The sequence below is a fragment of the Arenimonas sp. genome (genome assembly GCF_036275555.1).
Taxonomy (GTDB): domain Bacteria; phylum Pseudomonadota; class Gammaproteobacteria; order Xanthomonadales; family Xanthomonadaceae; genus Arenimonas.
On the sequence record NZ_DASUDO010000013.1, the window covers coordinates 58,776 to 78,643 of the forward strand.

Sequence of the window (19,868 nt, forward strand, 5' to 3'; positions counted from 1 at the left end):
GCCGGAAGAAAGTGCATTCCGGCACCTTGGCCTCACGGGGCCGCTGCGTACACTGGCTCCTCCCCCGGACTTCCGTGACGCGATGACTTCCCCCGACCTGCTCAACCAGCTCCGCATCGACCGCAGCGCCGCGCCGCCGCCGCGCAAGGGCCCGGGCAAGGCCGGCCTGTTCATCGGCCTGGCCGTGGTGGCGGTGGGTGCCGCCGTGGCTTTCGGGCTGCTGCGCGAAAAGCCGCTGCCGGTGACGGTGGCCGCCGCGCAGGCCGAGACCGGGGCCGCGTCCGGCGCCAGCTCGGTGCTCGACGCCTCCGGCTACGTCACCGCCCGCCGCATCGCCACGGTGTCCTCCAAGATCTCCGGCAAGGTGCTCGAGGTCTACATCGAGGAAGGCCAGAAGGTGGCCGAAGGCGAGATCCTGGCGCGCCTGGAGCCCACTGATGCCGACGCCCAGCGCAATCTATCGGCCGCCCAGCTCGCCGCCGCGCGCAGCGACGTGGTGCGCGCCGAGGCCCAGCTCAAGCTGGCCGAACAGACCCTCGCGCGCAGCCGCGACCTGGCGGCACGCCAGCTGGTCGCCGCCGCCGCGCTCGACCAGGCCCAGGCCGAGCGCGACGCGCTGGCCGCCCAGGTGCAGGCCGCGCGCGACAACGTGCGGGTGGCCACCGAGGGCCTCGCGCTGTCCGACATCGGCGTGGACAACACCGTGGTGCGCGCGCCCTTCGCCGGCGTGATCACCGTCAAGGCGGCGCAGCCGGGCGAGATCATCTCGCCGATCTCGGGCAGCGGCGGCTTCACCCGCACCGGCATCGGCACCGTGGTGGACATGGAATCGCTGGAAATCCAGGTGGACGTCAACGAGGCCTTCATCGGCCGGGTCAAGCCCAAGCAGAAGGTCGAGGCCGTGCTCAACGCCTATCCCGACTGGCGCATCCCGGCCGAGGTGATCGCCATCGTGCCCACCGCCGACCGCAGCAAGGCGACGGTGAAGGTGCGCATCGCCCTGCTCGAGCGCGACGACCGCGTGGTTCCCGACATGGGCGTGCGCGTGTCCTTCCTGGAGGAGCGCGCGCCGGCCGAGGCGGACACGCCCGCGGTGGTCGGCGTGAGCGTGCCGGCCGAGGCGGTGGTGCAGCGCGACGGCCGCAGCGTCGCCTTCGTGGTGAAGGATGGCCGCGCCGGGATGCGCAACGTCGAGGCGGGCGAGGCCCGCGATGGCCGGCGGCGCATCACGAGCGGGCTGGCCGTCGGCGAGCAGGTCGTCGTTTCGCCGCCGGCGGAGCTGGTGGACGAGGCGAAGGTTTCGGTGGGTTCCTGATCGGAAAGCTTCGGGGCTGAAGCCCCTCCTACAACGGCACGAGGTTCGTCATGGCTGATTCATTGGTACAGATCCGGCAGCTCACCAAGCACTACACCCGCGGCAAGCAGTCGGTCGAAGTGCTGCACGGCATCGACTTGGACATCCCGCGCGGCGATTTCGTGGCGCTGATGGGTCCCTCGGGCTCGGGCAAGACCACCCTGCTCAACCTGATCGGCGGCCTGGACACGCCCACCGCCGGCAGCGTCGCGGTCGACGGCAAGCGTATCGACCAGTACAGCGGCGGCGACCTGGCGCGCTGGCGCGCCGAGCACGTCGGCTTCGTGTTCCAGTTCTACAACCTGCTGCCGGTGCTGAGCGCGCAGAAGAACGTCGAGCTGCCGCTGCTGCTGTCGAAGATGGGCAGCGCCGAGCGCGCCCAGCGCGCCAAGGTCGCGCTGACCCTGGTCGGCCTGGCCGACCGCGCCGGCCACAAGCCCAGCGAGCTCTCCGGCGGCCAGGAGCAGCGCGTCGCCATCGCCCGCGCCCTCGTGACCGACCCGACCCTGCTGGTCTGCGACGAGCCCACCGGCGACCTCGACCGCAAGACCGCCGACGAGATCCTGGGCCTGCTGCAGGTGCTCAACCGCGAGCACGGCAAGACCATCATCATGGTGACGCACGACCCGAAGGCCGCCGAGTACGCCAGCCGCACGGTGCACCTCGACAAGGGCCAGCTGGTCGACGCCGCGCCGGCGCACTGAGGCCGCCGCCATGACCAAGACCGGCTTCATCCTCGCCAACCTCTTCCACAAGAAGACCCGCACCTGGCTCACCCTGCTGTCGGTGGTGATGGCCTTCGTGCTGTTCGGGCTGCTGCAGTCCTTGAACCTGGTGTTCAGCGCCAGCCCGGACTTCATCGGGGCCACGCGCCTGGTCACCCAGTCGCGGGTGTCGTTCACCCAGTCGCTGCCGATGCGCATGGTGCCCGAGATGGACGCCATCCCGGGCGTGCAGCGGGTGATGTACCAGCAGTGGTTCGGCGCGGTGTTCCGCGAGAACCCGCAGATCTTCGCCTTCGCCGTGGACCCCGAGCGCCTGCACGACGTCTACCCGGAATGGGTGATGCCGGAGGAGCACTGGAACGCCTTCCGCGACACCCGCACCGGCATGATCGCCGGCCGCCTGCTGGCGGAGCAGTACGGCTGGAAGGTGGGCGACAAGATCCCGCTGCAGTCGAACATCTTCCCGCAGAAGAACGGCAGCAAGGACTGGACCTTCGACCTGGTCGGCATCTACGACGGCAAGGACGACCAGTGGCAGCAGCAGACCGCCGGCGGCATGTACATCAACCACGCCTACTTCGCCGAGGCCACGCAGTTCGGCGGTGGCAACGCCGGCATCTTCGTGCTGCGGCTCGAGGACCCGGACATGGCCGAGTCGGTGGCGATGACGGTGGACAAGCGCTACGAGAATTCCGCCGATGAAACCAAGACCCAGACCGAGAAGGACTTCCAGGTCGGCTTCCTCAAGCAGCTCGGCGACATCGGCCTGATCGTGCGCTGGATCCTGTTCGCGGTGTTCTTCACCCTGCTGCTGGTGGTGGGCAACACCATGGCGCAGAGCGTGCGCGAGCGGGTGCCGCAGTTCGCGGTGCTCAAGACCCTGGGCTTCAGCGACAACAGCGTGCTGGGCTTCGTGCTGGCCGAGACGGTGGCGCTGTGCGCGATCGGCGGCCTGCTGGGCCTGTCGCTGGCGACGCTCCTCGGCGCCGGCATCTCCAAGGCCGCCGGTCCGATGATGCCGGTGGCCGTGGATGGCCGCGTGTGGCTGAGCGGCGTGATCGCCATCATCGTGCTGAGCCTGGTGGTGGGCCTGCTGCCCGCGCTGCGCGCGCGCCGCCTGAAGATCGTCGATGCCCTGGCCGGGCGCTGAGGAGAAACCCATGTTCCGACAGATCTTCGCCATCACCGGCCTGAACCTTCGCTCGATCCCGCAGCGCTGGGGCCCCTCGCTCGTCATCGTGATCGGCCTGGCCGGCGTGGTGGCGGTGTTCACCGCCCTGCTGGCGATGGCGCAGGGCTTCCAGGCCACGCTGCAGGACGCCGGCCGCACCGACAACGCCATCGTGCTGCGCGGCGGCTCGGGCGCCGAGCTCAACTCGGGTTTCGGCGGCGACAGCGCCGACCTCATCAAGCTCGGTCCCGGCATCCGCAAGGGCAGCGACGGCAAGCCGCTGGCCTCGGGCGAGCTCATCGTCATCACCGAGCTGCTGAAGAAGGGCGAGACCATCAATGGCGCCAACGTCACCCTGCGCGGCGTCGAGCCGGCGTCGTTCGAGCTGCGCCCGCAGCTCAAGATCATCGAGGGCCGGCGCTTCGAGCCGGGGCTGCGCGAGATCATCGTCGGCGCCGGCGTGGCGCGGCTGTTCGACGGCGCCGGCGTGGGCGAGACGCTGCGCATGCGCGGCTCCGACTGGACCGTGGTCGGCATCTTCGAGGCCGGCGACGCCAACGACAGCGAGATGTGGGCCGATGCCGGCACCGCGCAATCCACCTTCAACCGCGGCAACGGCTTCAGCGCGGTGCGCGTGGGGCTGGAGTCGCCCGAATCGCTGGAGACGCTGAAGGCCGCGCTGGCCGCCGACCCGCGGCTGACCGTGGAGGTGCTGCAGGAGCAGGCCTACTACAGCGCCCAGACCGGGCAGTTCCGCGCCACCATCTCGGTGCTGGCCGGCGTGGTGACGCTGATCATGGCGCTGGGCGCGATCTTCGCGGCGCTCAACACCATGTACGCCGCGGTCGCCACCCGTACCCGCGAGATCGCCACCCTGCGCGCGATCGGCTTCGGCGCGATGCCGGTGCTGGTGTCGGTGATGGTGGAGGCGGTGGTGCTGGCCTTCATCGGCGGTGCCGCCGGCGCCTTCATCGCCTGGGCGATGTTCGACAACCTGTCGGTGTCCACGCTGGGCCAGAGCTTCACCCAGGTCGTGTTCGCCTTCCAGGTGTCGCTGCCGCTGGTGCTGTCGGGGCTGGCGATCGCGATGGTGATCGGCTTCATCGGCGGCCTGCTGCCGGCGGTGCGGGCGGCGCGGATGCAGGTCACCACGGCGCTGCGCACGCAATAGCCCGGGGCGGCCTTTGGCCGGACCCCGGGCCCGCCGCGGGCCCGGATGCGCGCCGGGTCGCGGTCGGCTACCGTGGGTGGGTCGCGAGGCGCTCGCCGCGCCTTCGGATCGTCGACGCAGGGGCATGACGCGGATGGGGGACGCACGGGATGTCGAACGCCAGGACGTGGGTGAAATGGATCCAGTACGGCACGCTCGGGCTGTTCCTGGCCGGGCTGGGCCTCGGTTACGCGCGGGGCGATGGCCTGCTCACCGCCCTGGCCACGGCCGAGGCCCTGATGCTGGGCATCGCGCTCGCGGCGGTGGCGGCGGTGCTGGTGGGCCTGGGATGGAGCCTGCTGGGCGGCAATGGAAACCGCCTCGATGACCGGGTCACCGGCCGGGTGGAAGTGAAGCTGACCGGCGCGCGGCTGGCGACCGGGCTGGCGATCCTCGCCCTGCTGCTGCTCGCGGCGATCGTCGTTGGCTGGTACTTGTGGGCCGATACGGGCCGCGAGGCGCTGGGTCCGGTGCTCGAGTGGGACCCGGGGGCGCTGGCCCTCGGTGGCGCCTTCATCGCCATCTGGGCCGTGGTGCTGCTGGCGATGATCCTGCGCCTGGTGCGCAACGCACCCTGGTTCGTGCTCACCGAGCGCGGCTTCCTGTACGCGCCCGGCGACGTCGCGCCGGGCTTCGTGCGCTGGGAGCACGTGGTCGAACTGCGCGAGACCGAGATCGTGGCCACCGGCCGGAACGGCCGCGCCAAGGCCGCGCCCGTCCTGGCGGTGGGCCTGCGGGACCCGGAGCGCTATTTCGTGCGCTACAACCCGGTGCTGCGCGCGCTGGTGCGCCTGGGATCGAAGCTGCACGCGCAGCAGTCCGGCGGCGGCGCCGACATCCTCATCGACCCCACGCATTTCGGCGCGGGCTATCCGGAAATCCTGGCGCGGATGCGGGCGCTGCACGCCCTCGCCGCCGGCCGTGGCGACTAGTCGGCGGGCCTCGGGCATCACATCGTTGCAGGCACGGGACCACCGGGCGGCGGATAATCGCGGGCCAGCCCGGAGCCCGCCGTGACCCCAGCCCCCGCCATCGACCGCAAGGGTCTCGCCGCCGCCATCGCGTCCTACGTGCTGTGGGGCGTGTTCCCGCTGTACTGGTATCTGCTCAAGCACGTGCCGGCGATCCAGATCATCGCCCACCGCATCGTCTGGTGCGCGCTGTTCGTGGTCGGCTACCTGGTGATCCGCGAAGGCTGGGGCTGGCTGCGCGCCGCGCTGTCGCGGCCGAAGGTGGGCTGGATGCTGCTGGGCAGCAGCCTGCTGATCAGCTTCAACTGGGGCGTGTACATCTGGGCGGTGACCAACGGCCGCGTGGTCGAGGCCAGCCTGGGCTACTTCATCAACCCGCTGGTGAACGTGCTGATCGGCGTGCTGGTGCTGGGCGAGCGGCTCAACCGCGCGCAGTGGACGGCGGTGGCGATCGCGACGGTGGGCGTGCTGTGGCTGGCCCTGCTGCACGGCGACCCGCCGTGGATCGCGCTGGCGCTGGCCTTCAGCTTCGCCTTCTACGGCCTGATCCGGAAGCTCGCGAACGTCGACGCCGTGCCGGGCCTGGCGATCGAGAGCCTGATCCTGCTGCTGCCGGCGCTGGCCTGGCTGGGCTGGGCCGGCGTGCAGGGCGTCGGCGCGTTCGGCGACGGCAACCTCGGCAGCGACGTGCTGCTGGTGATCGGCGGCGCGCTGACCGCGCTGCCGCTGATCGGCTTCGCCTACGGCGCGCGCCGCATCCCCTACTCGCTGGTCGGCATCCTGCAGTACATCGCGCCGACCCTGCAGCTGCTCAGCGGCGTGTGGCTGCTGGGCGAAGGCTTCAGCGGCACGCAGGCCATCGGCTTCGCCTGCATCTGGGTGGCGCTGGGCGTGTACGCCGCCGACGGCTGGCGCCGCTCGCGCCGGCAGCCGCTGCAGGCCGCCCGCGAGCATGCGGCCGAGCAGGTGCCGACCTGCGACGGGGCGATGCCGCCGGCCGAGGACGTCTCGCCGCTGGCCGAGGGCACGCCTGCGCAGCGCTAGGCGGCTGCACGGCGGCGGGCCACCCCGGCGGCATCCGCGCCGCGGGAAAGGCGCGCCCTTCACGCGCCGCCCCACAGGCTGCCGGGCATGCCTGATGTCCTGAATCCCCTGTTCGCGCTGCTCGCGACCGTCGCGCTGGTGGTCGGTGGCGACGCGCAGGCGCGCGACCTGCACGAGCGCATCGCCCGGCCCGAGCGCGGCGATACGCCCTACGGCGGCGACAAATACCTGGCCTTCCTGCGCGAGGTCGGCAGCCCGCTGGAGTCGCTGGCGCGACCGGGCGAGCCGACGCTGGCCTTCGCGGTGATCGAGCCGCGCGACTTCGGGCTCGAGTACCGCTACCAGCGCGCGCCAGACGAACTGGGCATGCGCTTCGAATTCAGGCCCGGGGCGCCGCGGCGACCGCCGCCGGTGCGCGGCACGGTGGTGATGCTGCATGGCCTGACGATGGATGCCAGCACGCAGGGTCTCTGGGCGATTGCGCTCGCCGAAGAGGGCTACCGCACCGTGCTGCTGGACCTACGCAACCACGGCTTCTCCGGCGACGGCCCGGCCGGCTTCGGCACCCGCGAGGCCGGCGACGTGCAGGCGCTGCTGGCGCGGCTGCGTGCGCAGCGGCGGCTGGCCGAGCCGGTGGTGCTGTTCGGCACGTCGTATGGCGCGGTGACCGCGCTGCATGCCGCGGCCGGCGAGCGCGCGGGCATCGCCGGCGTGGTGGCGATGGAGCCGTTCGCGAACGCGGGCGACTCGGTGCGCCAGTTCGTGCAGCGCCTGAAGACCGGTGAAGGCGGCGGCAGCGCGCGACTGCTCGGCTGGTGGCTGCGCCGCACGCTGCCGCCGCACGAACTGGACGCGGCCATCGCCCGCGCGGGGGACACGCTCGGCCTGGACCTGGACGCACTCGACACCGCGACGCCGCTGGCCGCCACGCCTGCCTGCGTGCTGCACCTGCACGGCGCGAAGGACACGCTGGTGCCGGTGGCGGCGGCGAGGAGCCTGGCCCGCGCCGGCAACGGCCGCCTGCACTACGCCGAACTGCCCGACGAGAACCACTACTCCCTGCCCGCCCGCATCGACTGGCTGCGTACGCCGCTGCGCGACTGGCTGGCCCGCCTGCCGCCGCCTGGCACCGGCGCCTGCCCACCGCTGGCCCTGCCGCCCGACCCGCTGGCCTGAGTCCCGCCTTGCCGCCTTCGGGCACGCATGCGCTAATCGCAGGCCATGGCCGACTCCACCTCCTTCGCCGACCTGTATCGCGACCGCGTGCTCGACCACGGCCGCGCGCCCCGCCACGCCGGCCCGCTGGCCGACGCCAGCCACCGCGCCGTCGCGCACAACGCGCTGTGCGGCGACCGCGTCACGATCGAACTCCGCCTGGAGGCCGATGGCCGCATCGCCGCGCTGGCGCACCAGAGCGAGGGCTGCCTGCTTTGCCTCGCCTCGGCCTCGCTGATGGCCTGCGACGTGCCCGGCCGCGACGCCGCCGGCGTGGCCGCACGCCTGAAGGCCCTGCGCGCGGCGATCGCGAGCGGCGATGCCGCCGGCCTCGGCGAGATCGGCGCGCTCGCCGGCGTGGCCGCGCATCCCGCGCGCCACCGCTGCGTGCTGCTGGCCTGGGAATGCCTGCAGCAGGCGCTGCCGGGACCTGCGGAATGAGCACGATCGGCGGACTGCGCGGCGTGCTGGAGGCCGCCCGCGCCCTGCGCGCCGGCGGCCACGGGTTTGCACTGGCGCTGGTGACCGACACCGAGGGCTCGACCTATCGCAAGGCCGGGGCGCTGGCGATCGTGGCCGAAGACGGCGCGCGCACCGGCACGATCTCCGGTGGCTGCCTGGAACCAGCGCTGGTGATGCTGTGCCAGCAGGTCATCGCCGACGGCCGCGCCGGCGTGACGGTATTCGACACGCGCGGCGATGACGACCTGCTGTTCGGCTCCGGCTCGGGCTGCCGCGGTCGGATGCGCGTAGCGGCGTGGCCGCTGCCGGGCGCGGGCGATGGCCTGCTCGACGCACTGCTCGCGGCGGACGCGGACGGGCAGTCGCTGGCGCTGGTGGTTTCGTTCGAAGGCGGGGTGCCGGCGTGGCGCCGCGCGGATCGGGAAGCCGACACCCGCAATCGTTCGCTGCTCGCGGCCCGCCCGGGTGAAACCAACAGGCGCGCGACGACGGAACCCCAGGTTCCCGCAGCGCCAACCGAGATCGCGTTGCGGATCGCACCGGTGCCCCGTGTGCTGCTGCTCGGCGCGGGACCGGAAGCAGCGCCGCTGCTCTCTCTCGGCCAGGCACTGGGCTGGCACCTGCGGATCTGCGACCACCGCGAAGGCCTGCTGGGAGATGCGCGGATTCCGGCCGACGTGCCGGGGCAGGTCCTTCGTCCCGCCGCGGCGCTCGCCGCCGCCCGCCCGGACGACGCCGTGCTGGTGATGACCCACCTGGCCAGCGCCGACCTCGAGGCCCTGCGCGCGCTGGCGCCGCGGCCCGTGCCCTACGTCGGCCTGCTCGGCCCGCCCGGGCGTCGCGATGAACTGCTGGCCATGCTCACCGACGACGAGCGTGCGGCGCTGCAGCCGCGACTGCGCGCGCCGGTCGGCCTCTTCCTCGGCGGCGACGGACCGGAAGCCATCGCGCTCGCGATCGCCGCCGACCTGCAGCGCCACTTCCACGCCAGCCCGTGACCGCGCCGCGCCACGCGCTGCTGCTGCTCGCCGCCGGCGGCTCGCGGCGGCTGGGCCAGCCCAAGCAACTGCTGCGGCTGGACGGCGAAACCCTGGTGCACCGCGCCGCACGCCTCGGCCTGGCTACCGCGCCGGCCGAGGCCATCGTCGTTTGCGGCGCGAATGCCGACGCGATCCGGGACGCCGTGGCCGACCTGCCGCTGCGCAAGATCCTGTGCAGCGCTTGGGAAAACGGTCTTGGCGAATCGCTGGCCGCCGGCCTCGGCGCACTGTCGCCCACCATCGACGGCGCGCTGGTCGTGCTCTGCGACCAGCCCGCGCTCGACGCCGGCCACCTGCTGGCCCTGCGCGACGCCTGGCGCGGCGACCCCGCGCGCGCCGCCGCCAGTGCCTACGGCGGCGTGCTCGGCGTGCCTGCCTTGCTGCCGCGCGGCTGGTTCGCCGCGCTGGCCGGGGGCGGCCACGACCGCGGCGCACGCGACCTGCTGCGCTCGCACGCCGGGCAGGTGCACGCGGTCCCCGCCCCGCCGCTGGCCGACGACATCGACACCCCGGCGCAGGCCCGCGCCGCCACCGGGGGTTCACTTGGACCGAACCCGGCACAGGAGTAGGCTCGTCGGCAGCCCAGCCGCCGCGAGGTCCACCATGAAACTTACCGTCAACGGCGTCGAACACGACGTCGACGCCGCCCCCGACACGCCGCTGCTCTGGGTCCTGCGCGACCTGATGGGCCTGACCGGCACGAAGTACGGCTGCGGCATGGCCCAGTGCGGCGCCTGCACGGTGCACCTCGACGGGCAGGCGATGCGCTCCTGCGTGCTGCCGGTGTCGGCGGTCGCGGGACGCCCCGTCACCACCATCGAAGGCCTCTCCACCGACGGCAGCCACCCCGTGCAGCGCGCCTGGGCCGAGCTCGACGTAGTGCAGTGCGGCTACTGCCAGTCCGGCCAGATCATGGCCGCCGCGGCGCTGCTCAAGGTGGTGAACAACCCCAGCGACGCCGAGATCGACGAGGCCATGACCGGCATCGTCTGCCGCTGCGGCACCTACCCGCGCGTGCGCGCCGCCATCCATCGCGCCGCCGAGCTGGGCGACGCCTGATCCGCCGGCGACGCCCGCCGGGCGCGCCCGTTCAACGGAGAGTCCCGTGAACAACGACCACATCCCGTCCCGCCGCAACTTCCTCAAGGCCAGCGCCCTCGTCGGCGGTGGCCTCGTCGTCGCCTTCGTGGTGCCCGGCGGCCGCAAGCTCGCCTTCGCGCAGGCGCCCGCCGGCGCGACGCTGGTGCCCAACGCCTTCCTGCGCATCGGCGCCGACGACCGCGTCACCGTACTGCTGGCGCATTCGGAAATGGGCCAGGGCATCTGGACCACGCTGCCGATGCTGATCAACGAGGAGCTCGACGCCGACTGGTCGAAGATCAGCGTCGAGCACGCACCGGCCGCGCCCGCCTACGCCCACACCGGTTTTGGCGCGCAGATGACGGGCGGCTCCACCAGCACCTGGTCCGAGTTCGACCGCTACCGCCAGGCCGGCGCCACCGCGCGCACGCTGCTGGTGCAGGCCGCGGCCGCGCGCTTCGGCGTCGCGGTGGGCGACTGCCGCACCGAGAACGGCCGCGTCATCGCCGGCAACCAAAGCGCCAGCTACGGCGAGCTCGCCGAAGCCGCCAGCGCCCTGCCCCCGCCGGGCGAAGTCACGCTGAAGGCGCCGTCCGACTGGAAGCGCATCGGCAAGGACACGCGCCGCCTCGACACGCCGGAGAAGATCACCGGCCGCGCGGTGTTCGGCATCGACGTGCAGTTCGATGGCCTCAAGACCGCGGTGGTTGCGCGCGCGCCGGTGTTCGGCGGCAGCGTGAAGTCCTTCGATGCCACCGCCGCGATGGCCGTGCCCGGCGTGCGCAAGGTGGTGCAGGTGCCGTCCGGCGTCGCCGTGGTCGCCGATCACTTCTGGGCCGCCAAGCAGGGCCGCGATGCGCTGCAGGTGGAGTGGGGCCTGGGCCCGAACGCGGCGCTCGACAGCGACGCGCTGCGCAAGCAGTTCGGCGAACTGGCCGGAACTCCCGGCGCGGTCGCCGCAGAGGCCGGCGACGCCGCCAAGGCGCTGGCCGCGGCCGGCAAGGTGATCGAGGCCGAATACTTCGTGCCCTATCTCGCGCACGCGCCGATGGAGCCGCTCAACTGCACCGTGCGCCTCAGCGACGATGGCTGCGAGCTCTGGACCGGCACCCAGTTCCAGACCGGCGACCAGGGCGCCGCGGCCGCCATCCTCGGCATCAAGCCCGAGCAGGTGAAGATCAACACCACCTTCCTCGGCGGCGGCTTCGGCCGGCGCGCGGTGCCGGGCAGCGATTTCGTGTCCGAAGCGGTGCACGTCGCCAAGGCCGCGGGCATGCCGGTCAAGACCGTCTGGACCCGCGAGGACGACACCCGCGGCGGCTACTACCGCCCGATGTTCCTCGAGCGCGCGCGCGTGGCGCTGGGCGAGGACGGCCTGCCGGTGGCGTGGCACCAGGTGCTGGTGGGCCAGTCGATCATGGCCGGCACGCCCTTCGAATTCCTGATCAAGGACGGCGTGGATACCTCGTCGGTGGAGGGCGCGTCCGATTCGCCCTATGTCAAAGCCACGCCCGACCACCGCGTCGACCTGCACTCGCCGCGCACCGGCATCCCGGTGCTGTGGTGGCGCTCGGTCGGCCACAGCCAGAACGCCTTCGCGATGGAGAGCCTGGTGGACGAACTAGCCGCCGCGGCCGGCCAGGATCCGCTGGACTACCGCCGCCGCCTGCTCAAGGACCACCCGCGCCACCTCGGCGTGCTCAACCTCGCCGCCGAGAAGGCCGGCTGGGGCTCCAAGCTGCCGGAAGGCCGCGCCCGCGGCATCGCCGTGCATGAATCCTTCGGCAGCTACGTGGCGCAGGTGGCGGAAGTCTCGGTCGAGCGCGGCGCCGTGCGCGTGCACCGCGTGGTCTGCGCGGTCGACTGCGGCGTGGCGGTCAACCCGCTGATGATCGCGGCGCAGATGGAATCGGGCATCGTCTACGGCCTGAGCGCCGCGCTGCACGGCCAGATCCGCTTCAAGGACGGCCGCGTGCAGGAGTCGAACTTCCACGACTACCGCGTGCTGCGCATCGACCAGATGCCCGAGGTCGAAACCCACCTCGTCGCCAGCACCGAACGCCCGGGCGGCGTCGGCGAACCCGGCACCCCGCCGATCGCCCCGGCCGTGGCCAACGCCCTCTTCGCCTTGACCGGCCAGCGCCTCCGCGAACTGCCGCTCCGGCTGGGCGCGTAGAGCGGTTTTTAGCCACGGATAAACACAGATGAACACAGATAAAGCGAAAGCCGATTAGAGCTTCGCGAGCGCCATCAACCCGCGGCAAGCAATGCAGTCTTTTTTGCTTTATCCGTGTTCATCTGTGTTCATCCGTGGCTAAAAAGCCCTTAGGCACGCGCCTTGGCGCGCGTGATGATCACGACGCCGGCGAGGATGACGGCCATGGCGCCGATGGCGTCCGCGCCCACGCGTTCGCCCAGCAGCAGGGCGCCCAGCAGCACCGCGATCGGCGGGTTGACGTAGGCGTAGCTGGTCGCCAGCGCCGGGCGCACGTGGTGCAGCAGCCAGACGTAGGCGCTGAAGCCGACGATGGAGCCAAACGCCGCGAGATAGCCGACCGCCAGCGTGGCCTTGAGAGGTGGCACCTCGGTGATGCGCTCGCCGAGCAGCAGCCCGAGCACGCCCATCGCCGCGCCGCCGCAGAGCATCTGCGCCGCGGTGCTCATGAACGGCGCCGGCAGGTCGCGGCCGCGGCTCCAGACCGAACCGAAGGCCCAGGCGATCGGCGCCAGCAGCAGCGCCACCATGCCGACCACGCTGGCCTGCATCTCGCCGTCGAAGTTGAGCCACACCACGCCGCCGAAGCCGATCACCAGCCCCAGCCATTCGCCGCGGCTCGGGTTTTGCCCGCGCAGCACGCCGAACAGGCCGGCCCACAGCGGCATCGACGCCACCGCCACCGCGGCCAGGCCGGAGGACACCGTCTGCTCGGCGACGTTCACCAGCCCGTTGCCCAGCAGCATCATGAACAGCCCCATGATCGCGGCGTTCCGCCACTGCGCGCGCGTCGGCGGCGCGTGGCCGCGCCAGCGCAGGAAGGCGTAGAACACCAGGCTCGCGGCGACGAAGCGCAGGCTGCCCATCAGGAACGGCGGATAGCCGTCCAGCCCGACGCGGATCGCCAGGTAAGTCGAGCCCCAGACCAGGTAGACGGAGGTGAGCGCGATCGCGACCGCGAGGGCGGTCGGGGGCGAAGCGGCGTCCTGCTTCATGCGCGCTGCCTTGCCGGCGTGCGGCGGTGGGATTCGGCCTCGAGCAGGGCCTGCTTGCGGGGCAAACCCCAGCGATAGCCGCCGAGGCTGCCGTCGCCCCGGATCACGCGGTGGCAGGGCACCAGCACCGCCACGCGGTTCGAGGCGCAGGCGCGGGCGACAGCGCGCGCGGCGGTGGGCGCCTCGAGGCTGGCGGCGAGCTCGGCGTAGCTGCGCGTCTCGCCCGCGGGGATCTTCATCAGCGCCTGCCACACGCGCTGCTGGAACGCGGTGCCGATCAGCTCCACCGGCACGCTGCCGCGGCGCTGCGCGAGTGCATCGGCCACGGCCTGCAGGCGCGGCGCCAGGAACTCATCGCGGCCGCTGTCGACGCGCTGCAGCGTGGCGCGTGGGAACTCCGCGCGCAGGTCGCGCTCGAGCGCCGCCGCGTCATCGCCCAGCGCCACCGTGCAGATGCCGCGCTCGGTGGCGGCCACCAGGGCCTGGCCCAGCGCGGTGTCCACCAGCGACCAGCGGATTTCCAAGCCCTCGCCGCCGCGGCGATACGCCAGCGGCGGCATGCCCAGGCGCGCGGCGCCGTCCTCGTACACGCGGCTGGGCGAGCCGTAGCCAGCGTCGTAAAGCGCGTGCGTCACCGCCTGGCCCTGGCGCAGGCCGCGCTTGAGCGTGGCCAGGCGGCGCTGGGCCAGGTACTCGGCGGGGCTGAGCCCGAACTGTTCGCGGAACCGGCGCTGCAGGTGGCCGGGGCTGAGGCCGACGGCGGCGCCGAGCGCGTCCAGGCCAAGCTCCTGCGAATCCAGGAGCTGTCGGGCGCGTTCGAGGCGGGCGTCGGCGTGGGGAATGGCGCGGGTATCCATGCGCTCAGGCTAGCCGGCGCCCGGGGGTCCGGCTATCCGGATCTTGCGGAAGCCGTCATTCCGCCCAGACCGTGGCCTGGCGGGTCACCGGCAGCACCTGGGCGGTAAGACCGCGGTCGGCCGTGAGCAGGTCGAGCGCATCGGCCAGGATCGCGGCCGATTCACGCAGCAGCGGATCGGGGCGGTTCTTGGCCAGCTCTTCCTCGGCCGCCTGCTGGGCGACGCTGCGCTCGCTGGCAGTGAGGCCGTCGTCGGCGCGGGCGAGTTCGTCCTGGTCCAGGCCCAGGGCCTTGCGCTCGGCGGCGCGCGCCTGGCGCTCGGCCTCGAGGCGATCGCGTTCGGCGCGGCGCTCGGCCTCGTTGAGCGAGATCGACTTGCGCTCGCGGTCGGCGCGGAACTTGGCCACGTCCTCCGACCACCAGGTGAACTCCGGGTCGGTGGCGATGCGCGCCTGGTGCTGCGCCTTGAGCTGCGGCACCAGCCGGGTGAAGTTGCCGACGTTGGCGTGCGGCGCCTGGGCGATGCGGGTGGCCGGCAGCGCGTTGTCATAGCTCGACTCGCCGTACTCGCTGGCGTCGAGCGTGACCGGGAACTGCAGGTCGGGCACCACGCCGGCGTGCTGGGTGGTGCCGCCGTCGACGCGGAAGAACTGCGCCACGGTCAGCTTCACCTGGCCGAACTTGGCGTCGTCCTTGCGCGGGAAACGGTCGAAGTCCATCAGGCTCTGCACGGTGCCCTTGCCGAAGGTCTGCTCGCCGATGACCAGGCCGCGGCCGTAGTCCTGGATCGCGGCGGCGAAGATTTCCGACGCCGAGGCCGAGCTGCGGTTCACCAGCACGGCCAGCGGGCCGTCCCAGGCCACGCCGCCCTGGTCGTCGGCCGACACGCTGACGCGGCCGCCGGTCTCGCGCACCTGCACCACCGGGCCGGTGTCGATGAACAGGCCGGTGAGCTCCACCGCCTCCACCAGCGAACCGCCGCCGTTGTCGCGCAGGTCGATCACCACGCCGTCCACGCCTTCGGTGCGCAGCTCGCGCAGCAGCTTGGCGACATCGGCGGTGGCCGAGCGCGCGTCCGGGTCGCCGCGGCGCTTGGCCTCGAAGTCGAGGTAGAAGGTGGGCAGCTCGACCACGCCGATGCGACGCTCGCCGACTTCGATCACGCGCTTCTGCGCGGCCTGCTCCTCGAGCTTGACCTTGTCGCGGACGATGGTGACCTGCTGCGGCTTGGCGTCCAGGCCGGCTTCCGCGGGCAGCACGTCCAGGCGCACCTGGGTGCCCTTCTTGCCGCGGATCAGCGCCACCACGTCGTCGATGCGCCAGCCCACCACGTCCTGCATCGGGCCGCTGGCGCCCTGGCCCACCGCCATCACGCGGTCGCCGACCTTGAGCACGCCGCCATTGCCGGCCGGGCCGCCCGGCACGATGGTGCGGATGACCACGAATTCTTCCTGGCGCTGCAGCACCGCGCCGATGCCCTCGAGCGAGAGGCGCATCTGCATGTTGAAGTTCTCGGCGCTGCGCGGCGACATGTAGCTGGTGTGCGGATCGATCGAGCTGGCGTAGGCGTTCATGAACTGCTCGAACACGTCATCGCTGCGCAGCTCGTGCACGCGCTCGCCCAGGCCCGCGTAGCGCTTGTCGAGCGTCTTGCGGATGTCTTCCTGGTTGCGGCCGGCCAGGCGCAGGCGCAGGACGTCGTTCTTGACGTACTTGCGCCAGGCGTCGTCGAGCTCGGCCGGGCCGGCGGCCCAGGCCGCGTCCTCGCGGTCGTACTCCCAGGTCTCGGCCTTCGAGAAGTCGAAGGGCTGCGCCAGCAGCCGGCGCGCGTAGGCCACGCGCTCGTCGACGCGCTTCACGTAGGTGGCGAAGATGTCGTAGGCCGCGTTGAGCTGCTGGCTGCGGATGGCGTCGTCGTGGCGGTCGCGGTAGGCGTCGAAGCGCGTGATGTCGGCCTGGGTGAAGAACAGCTTCTGGCCGTCGAGCGACTCGAGGTAGCGGCGGTGGATCTCGCGCGACATCGCATCGTCCAGCGGCTTGGACCGGTACACGTAGCGGCTGTCGGACAGCAGGCCGTACACCAGGCGCGCGGCGGCGGCCTGCTCGGCGGTGGGCTGGAAGCTGGCGGCCGCCGGGGCGTTCGCCGGCGCGGCGCCGGGCGTCGTGGCCGCCGCCATGGCCAGGGCCAGCGGCAGGGCGGCGGAGAGGGCGATCAGCTTGTGCTTGAGCATGGCGTGGGTCCGGTGCGTAGGGGGTCAGCATGCGCCCCACCCCGAGGTGGAGCCTGTGCCGATAGTGCTATCGACGGGCGTTGGCCCGATGGTACCCCCGCCTGTGTTCAGGCGGTCCCGTCGACGAACCCGGCTTCAGCCGCCATTCGGTCGGCGTGGTAGGACGAGCGCACCATCGGGCCGGAGGCCACGTGCGTGAAGCCCATGGCCAAGCCTTCGACCTCCAGCGCCTTGAATTGTTCCGGCTCCCAGTAACGAAGCACCGGATGGTGGTGCGGCGTGGGCTGCAGGTACTGGCCGATCGTGACCATGTCGACGTCATGGGCGCGTAAATCGCGCAGCGCGCCGAGCACCTGGTCGTAGTTTTCACCCAGGCCGAGCATGATGCCGGACTTGGTGGGCACGTCCGGGTGCTGCGCCTTGAAGCGCTTGAGCAGCTGCAGCGACCAGTCGTAGTCGGCGCCCGGGCGCACGTTGGCGTAGAGCTCGCGCACGGTCTCGAGGTTGTGGTTGAACACGTCCGGCGGGTTCGTGGCCAGGATCTCCAGCGCGCGCTCCATGCGGCCCTTGCCGCGGAAATCGGGCGTGAGGATCTCGATCTTGAGCTCCGGCGACAGCGCGCGCGCCTCGCGGATGCAGTCGACGAAGTGCTGGGCGCCGCCGTCGCGCAGGTCGTCGCGGTCCACCGAGGTGATCACGACGTAGCGCAGGCCCATGTCGGCGACGGTGCGCGCGAGGTTGGCCGGCTCGCTGGCGTCGGGCGGCTTGGGGCGGCCGTGGGCGACGTCGCAGAAGCTGCAGCGGCGCGTGCAGACCTCGCCCAGGATCATGAAGGTGGCGGTGCCGTGGCTGAAGCACTCGTGGATGTTCGGGCAGCTGGCCTCCTCGCAGACGGTGACCAGGCGGTTCTCGCGCAGCTTGGACTTGAGCTTCGCGACCGCGTTGCCGGCCGGGATGCGCACCCGGATCCAGCTGGGCTTGCGCAGCACGGGCGCGTTCTCGTCGAACTTCACCGGGCTGCGGGCGATCTTGTCGCCGCCGAGCTGCTTGGCGCCCTCCACCAGGGGCGAACCCAGCACCTGCAGCGGGATGGTCTTGGCGGCGGGGTCGGACATGGCGGGGTGGCTCAGGCGGCGGGGGAAAGGTCGGGGAGTTCCGGACGGGACCGGGGCACCAGGCCCAGGGTCCGGGACAGGGCCTGGACCAGGTCGGGGGCCAGCGCGGCGGGGTCGCCGGGGCCGCCCAAGTCTAGCACCGAGGTCACTTCCAACCCCTGGTAACCGCAGGGATTGATGCGCCGGAACGGCTCCAGGTCCATCGCCACGTTGAAGGCCAGGCCGTGGAAGCTGCAGCCGCGCCGGACCCGCAGGCCGAGCGCCATTACCTTGGCGCCGTCCACGTAGATGCCGGGGGCGCCGTCCTTGCGCGCGGCGGCGATGCCGTGGCCGGCCAGCACGTCGATCACGGCCTGCTCGATGCGGCAGACCAGCTCGCGCACGCCCAGGCCCAGCCGGCGCAGGTCCACCAGCGGGTAGGCCACCAGCTGGCCGGGGCCGTGGTAGGTGACCTGGCCGCCGCGGTCGACCTGCAGCACCGGGATGTCGCCGGGGGCCAGCACGTGCTCGGGCTTGCCGGCCTGGCCCAGCGTGAAGACCGGATCGTGTTCGACCAGCCAGAGCTCGTCGGGCGTGTCGGGGCCGCGGGCGTCGGTGAAGCGCTGCATGGCGCGCCAGACCGGCTCGTAGGGCTGGCGGCCCAGCGTGCGGATGCTCCACTCGCGCGCGGCGGCGGGCGCCTCGCCCGCCACCGGGCAGGCCGCGGTCACAGCGTCCACTTCACCGCCGGATGCTCGCGCAGGGCGCCATGGGCGGCGTCGTAGTCCTCGCGCGAATGGGCTTCGAAGACCAGGGTCACCGAGACGTAGTTGCCCTTCGCCGACGGCTTCATGCGCAGGCGGTCGCGGTAAATGGTCAGGCCCAGGGCCTCGAGGACCATCGGCACGACCAGGTGCAGGTCGGCCTCGGCCGCGCCCATGGCGCTGATCTCGAAGACGCCCGGGAACTGGAAGCCATGCTCGGGGTTGTCGGACTGGATGCTCATGGCCGCCATTATGGGGGCGGGCGGGGTCCGTCCCAAGCCTTGGCGCGCGGTGCGTCAGGCCGTGCCGAGGTCGATCCTCACGCGGTTCCGGCCGTCGGTCTTGGCCTGGTACATGGCGCGGTCGGCGGCGCGGTACAGGTCGGTGCCCTCGGCGCGGCTGCCCGGGGCCAGGCTGGCGACGCCGATGCTGACCGTGATGGCGAGCGGCCCTTCGCGCAGCTGCAGCGGATGCAGCTCGAGGCTGGCGCGCATGCGTTCGGCGGCCTCTGCGGCGGCGCGCGCGTCCAGGCCCGGCAGCAGCACGCCGAACTCCTCGCCGCCCAGCCGCGCCAGGTGCACGCCGGGTGCGGTGAACACCTCGCGCATGCGGTCGGCGAAGCGCGTCAGGCAAACGTCGCCGGCATCATGGCCGAACTCGTCGTTCACGTACTTGAAGTGGTCCAGGTCCATCACCAGCATCGCCAGCGGCTGCCGGTGCATGCGGCACCCGGCCAGCAGGTGGTCCATGGCGCCGCTGAAGTAGCGGCGGTTGGCCAGGCCCGTGAGCGGATCGACGCGGCTGAGCGTCTCGAACTCGTCGCGCTGGTTGCGCACGCGGTCGTAAAGGTCGAGCTGGCCCTGGTACTCGCGGTAGCTGCGCACCATCACCAGGCCCAGGTACACCGTGTACACGCCGAGCGTGATCACCACCGAGGGGCTCTCGCCGCTGTAGGGCATCAGGATGGGCGCCGGCGCGTAGATCAGCGCGATGCCAAGCGCGGCCCGGCCGAGGCGCAGGCTGTAGTTGTGCGCGAACGCCGTGGCAAACGCGATGGTGCACAGCAGGGCGGCCGTGCGCCCCGGCGCCATGTGCGGGTCGAGCAGGGTCCACGAGAGCACGCCCCCCCACAGCGCCGCGGTGGCCAGCACCACCCACCAGCGCGTGTCGAGCCAGGCCTGCAGTTGCGCCATCGGCGCCTCCTCGGCCGGCGGCCGGGGCCAGTAGCGCAGGGCCGCCAGCAGCAGGAAGGCCACGCCCACCAGGGCACCCAGGGCGGCGTGGCTTTGCATGACGTCGCTGGGCGCCGCCACCACGAGCCAGCCCAGCAGGTAGAAGAGGCCGCCGGTGACCAGCCGCTGGCGCGTGTCGGCGACCTCGCGGACGAGGCGAGGCGCCTGGACTGGCGATGCGTCTTCACTCATCCGGCGCGCCCCCTGCA

Annotated in this window: 18 protein-coding genes and 1 pseudogene; 12 read left to right on the forward strand and 7 right to left on the reverse strand. The window is 72.2% G+C overall.

Translation table 11 applies throughout. The features are described 5' to 3' along the window. Nucleotides 1–82: 82 nt before the first annotated feature. The 12 genes and pseudogenes from VFV21_RS04450 (at nt 83) to VFV21_RS04505 (ending at nt 12,448) form a co-directional block, all read left to right on the forward strand. Nucleotides 83–1,315, forward strand: a complete 1,233-nt coding sequence (locus tag VFV21_RS04450) for an efflux RND transporter periplasmic adaptor subunit (protein ID WP_329668281.1) — start codon at nt 83–85, stop codon at nt 1,313–1,315. Between the two features lie 50 nt (nt 1,316–1,365). Further along, on the forward strand, nt 1,366–2,058 hold the full coding sequence (locus VFV21_RS04455; RefSeq protein ID WP_329668282.1) for an ABC transporter ATP-binding protein: 693 nt from the start codon (nt 1,366–1,368) through the stop codon (nt 2,056–2,058). 10 nt (nt 2,059–2,068) lie between these two features. Next, the gene (locus VFV21_RS04460) at nt 2,069–3,229 is read left to right on the forward strand and encodes an ABC transporter permease (protein WP_329668283.1); all 1,161 of its coding nucleotides are present in this window, start codon (nt 2,069–2,071) and stop codon (nt 3,227–3,229) included. Nucleotides 3,230–3,239: 10 nt separating this feature from the next. After that, nucleotides 3,240–4,421 carry an ABC transporter permease gene (locus VFV21_RS04465; RefSeq protein ID WP_329668284.1) on the forward strand — a complete coding sequence of 394 codons (1,182 nt, stop codon included), beginning with the start codon at nt 3,240–3,242 and terminating at the stop codon, nt 4,419–4,421. A gap of 170 nt (nt 4,422–4,591) precedes the next feature. After that, a complete protein-coding gene (locus tag VFV21_RS04470) occupies nt 4,592–5,392 on the forward strand; it encodes a hypothetical protein (protein WP_329668285.1) in 801 nt (266 codons plus the stop codon). An 81-nt stretch (nt 5,393–5,473) separates the two neighbouring features. Next, a pseudogene (gene rarD / locus VFV21_RS04475) lies at nt 5,474–6,358 on the forward strand (EamA family transporter RarD); the annotation flags it as partial. Between the two features lie 204 nt (nt 6,359–6,562). Continuing rightward, nucleotides 6,563–7,651, forward strand: a complete 1,089-nt coding sequence (locus VFV21_RS04480) for an alpha/beta fold hydrolase (RefSeq protein WP_329668286.1) — start codon at nt 6,563–6,565, stop codon at nt 7,649–7,651. Between the two features lie 45 nt (nt 7,652–7,696). Continuing rightward, entirely contained in the window at nt 7,697–8,131 is a 435-nt protein-coding gene (gene sufU, locus VFV21_RS04485; protein ID WP_329668287.1) for a Fe-S cluster assembly sulfur transfer protein SufU, read from the forward strand. Continuing rightward, nucleotides 8,128–9,150, forward strand: a complete 1,023-nt coding sequence (locus VFV21_RS04490; protein ID WP_329668288.1) for an XdhC family protein — start codon at nt 8,128–8,130, stop codon at nt 9,148–9,150. Before sufU ends, VFV21_RS04490 begins: the two co-directional genes overlap by 4 nt. Beyond that, on the forward strand, nt 9,147–9,761 hold the full coding sequence (locus VFV21_RS04495) for a nucleotidyltransferase family protein (RefSeq protein WP_329668289.1): 615 nt from the start codon (nt 9,147–9,149) through the stop codon (nt 9,759–9,761). The genes VFV21_RS04490 and VFV21_RS04495 overlap by 4 nt, the downstream gene beginning before the upstream one ends. A 34-nt stretch (nt 9,762–9,795) precedes the next feature. Next, nucleotides 9,796–10,251, forward strand: coding sequence for a (2Fe-2S)-binding protein (locus VFV21_RS04500; RefSeq protein WP_329668290.1), 456 nt, complete (start codon nt 9,796–9,798; stop codon nt 10,249–10,251). A gap of 46 nt (nt 10,252–10,297) precedes the next feature. After that, complete coding sequence (locus VFV21_RS04505; protein WP_329668291.1) at nt 10,298–12,448, forward strand: xanthine dehydrogenase family protein molybdopterin-binding subunit; 2,151 nt, start codon at nt 10,298–10,300, stop codon at nt 12,446–12,448. 149 nt (nt 12,449–12,597) lie between these two features. Here the strand turns inward: VFV21_RS04505 and yedA are convergent, their stop codons facing one another. From yedA to VFV21_RS04540, 7 genes are all read right to left on the reverse strand, one after another. Then, the gene (yedA, locus tag VFV21_RS04510) at nt 12,598–13,482 is read right to left on the reverse strand and encodes a drug/metabolite exporter YedA (RefSeq protein ID WP_329668292.1); all 885 of its coding nucleotides are present in this window, start codon (nt 13,480–13,482) and stop codon (nt 12,598–12,600) included. Next, a complete protein-coding gene (locus VFV21_RS04515; protein ID WP_329668293.1) occupies nt 13,479–14,339 on the reverse strand; it encodes a methylated-DNA--[protein]-cysteine S-methyltransferase in 861 nt (286 codons plus the stop codon). Before VFV21_RS04515 ends, yedA begins: the two co-directional genes overlap by 4 nt. 55 nt (nt 14,340–14,394) lie before the next feature. Next, a complete protein-coding gene (locus tag VFV21_RS04520) occupies nt 14,395–16,569 on the reverse strand; it encodes a carboxy terminal-processing peptidase (RefSeq protein ID WP_329668294.1) in 2,175 nt (724 codons plus the stop codon). A 107-nt stretch (nt 16,570–16,676) separates the two neighbouring features. Further along, complete coding sequence (lipA, locus tag VFV21_RS04525; RefSeq protein WP_329668295.1) at nt 16,677–17,684, reverse strand: lipoyl synthase; 1,008 nt, start codon at nt 17,682–17,684, stop codon at nt 16,677–16,679. A gap of 11 nt (nt 17,685–17,695) precedes the next feature. After that, nucleotides 17,696–18,403: a lipoyl(octanoyl) transferase LipB gene (gene lipB, locus VFV21_RS04530; RefSeq protein ID WP_414638485.1), complete on the reverse strand. Its 708-nt coding sequence runs from the start codon at nt 18,401–18,403 to the stop codon at nt 17,696–17,698. After that, a complete protein-coding gene (locus tag VFV21_RS04535; protein ID WP_329668296.1) occupies nt 18,391–18,669 on the reverse strand; it encodes a DUF493 family protein in 279 nt (92 codons plus the stop codon). Before VFV21_RS04535 ends, lipB begins: the two co-directional genes overlap by 13 nt. A 54-nt stretch (nt 18,670–18,723) precedes the next feature. After that, complete coding sequence (locus VFV21_RS04540; protein WP_329668297.1) at nt 18,724–19,851, reverse strand: GGDEF domain-containing protein; 1,128 nt, start codon at nt 19,849–19,851, stop codon at nt 18,724–18,726. Nucleotides 19,852–19,868: the final 17 nt, after the last annotated feature.

What these genes read in the sequence shown, in the direction of transcription:
- VFV21_RS04460 (WP_329668283.1), top strand. Translation starts at nt 2,069, where the DNA reads ATGACCAAGACCGGCTTCATCCTCGCCAACCTCTTCCACAAGAAGACC.
- VFV21_RS04520 (WP_329668294.1), bottom strand. Translation starts at nt 16,569, where the DNA reads ATGCTCAAGCACAAGCTGATCGCCCTCTCCGCCGCCCTGCCGCTGGCC.
- VFV21_RS04535 (WP_329668296.1), bottom strand. Translation starts at nt 18,669, where the DNA reads ATGAGCATCCAGTCCGACAACCCCGAGCATGGCTTCCAGTTCCCGGGC.
- VFV21_RS04465 (WP_329668284.1), top strand. Translation starts at nt 3,240, where the DNA reads ATGTTCCGACAGATCTTCGCCATCACCGGCCTGAACCTTCGCTCGATC.
- VFV21_RS04515 (WP_329668293.1), bottom strand. Translation starts at nt 14,339, where the DNA reads ATGGATACCCGCGCCATTCCCCACGCCGACGCCCGCCTCGAACGCGCC.
- VFV21_RS04500 (WP_329668290.1), top strand. Translation starts at nt 9,796, where the DNA reads ATGAAACTTACCGTCAACGGCGTCGAACACGACGTCGACGCCGCCCCC.
- VFV21_RS04455 (WP_329668282.1), top strand. Translation starts at nt 1,366, where the DNA reads ATGGCTGATTCATTGGTACAGATCCGGCAGCTCACCAAGCACTACACC.
- VFV21_RS04490 (WP_329668288.1), top strand. Translation starts at nt 8,128, where the DNA reads ATGAGCACGATCGGCGGACTGCGCGGCGTGCTGGAGGCCGCCCGCGCC.
- sufU (WP_329668287.1), top strand. Translation starts at nt 7,697, where the DNA reads ATGGCCGACTCCACCTCCTTCGCCGACCTGTATCGCGACCGCGTGCTC.
- VFV21_RS04540 (WP_329668297.1), bottom strand. Translation starts at nt 19,851, where the DNA reads ATGAGTGAAGACGCATCGCCAGTCCAGGCGCCTCGCCTCGTCCGCGAG.
- yedA (WP_329668292.1), bottom strand. Translation starts at nt 13,482, where the DNA reads ATGAAGCAGGACGCCGCTTCGCCCCCGACCGCCCTCGCGGTCGCGATC.
- VFV21_RS04480 (WP_329668286.1), top strand. Translation starts at nt 6,563, where the DNA reads ATGCCTGATGTCCTGAATCCCCTGTTCGCGCTGCTCGCGACCGTCGCG.
- VFV21_RS04450 (WP_329668281.1), top strand. Translation starts at nt 83, where the DNA reads ATGACTTCCCCCGACCTGCTCAACCAGCTCCGCATCGACCGCAGCGCC.
- lipA (WP_329668295.1), bottom strand. Translation starts at nt 17,684, where the DNA reads ATGTCCGACCCCGCCGCCAAGACCATCCCGCTGCAGGTGCTGGGTTCG.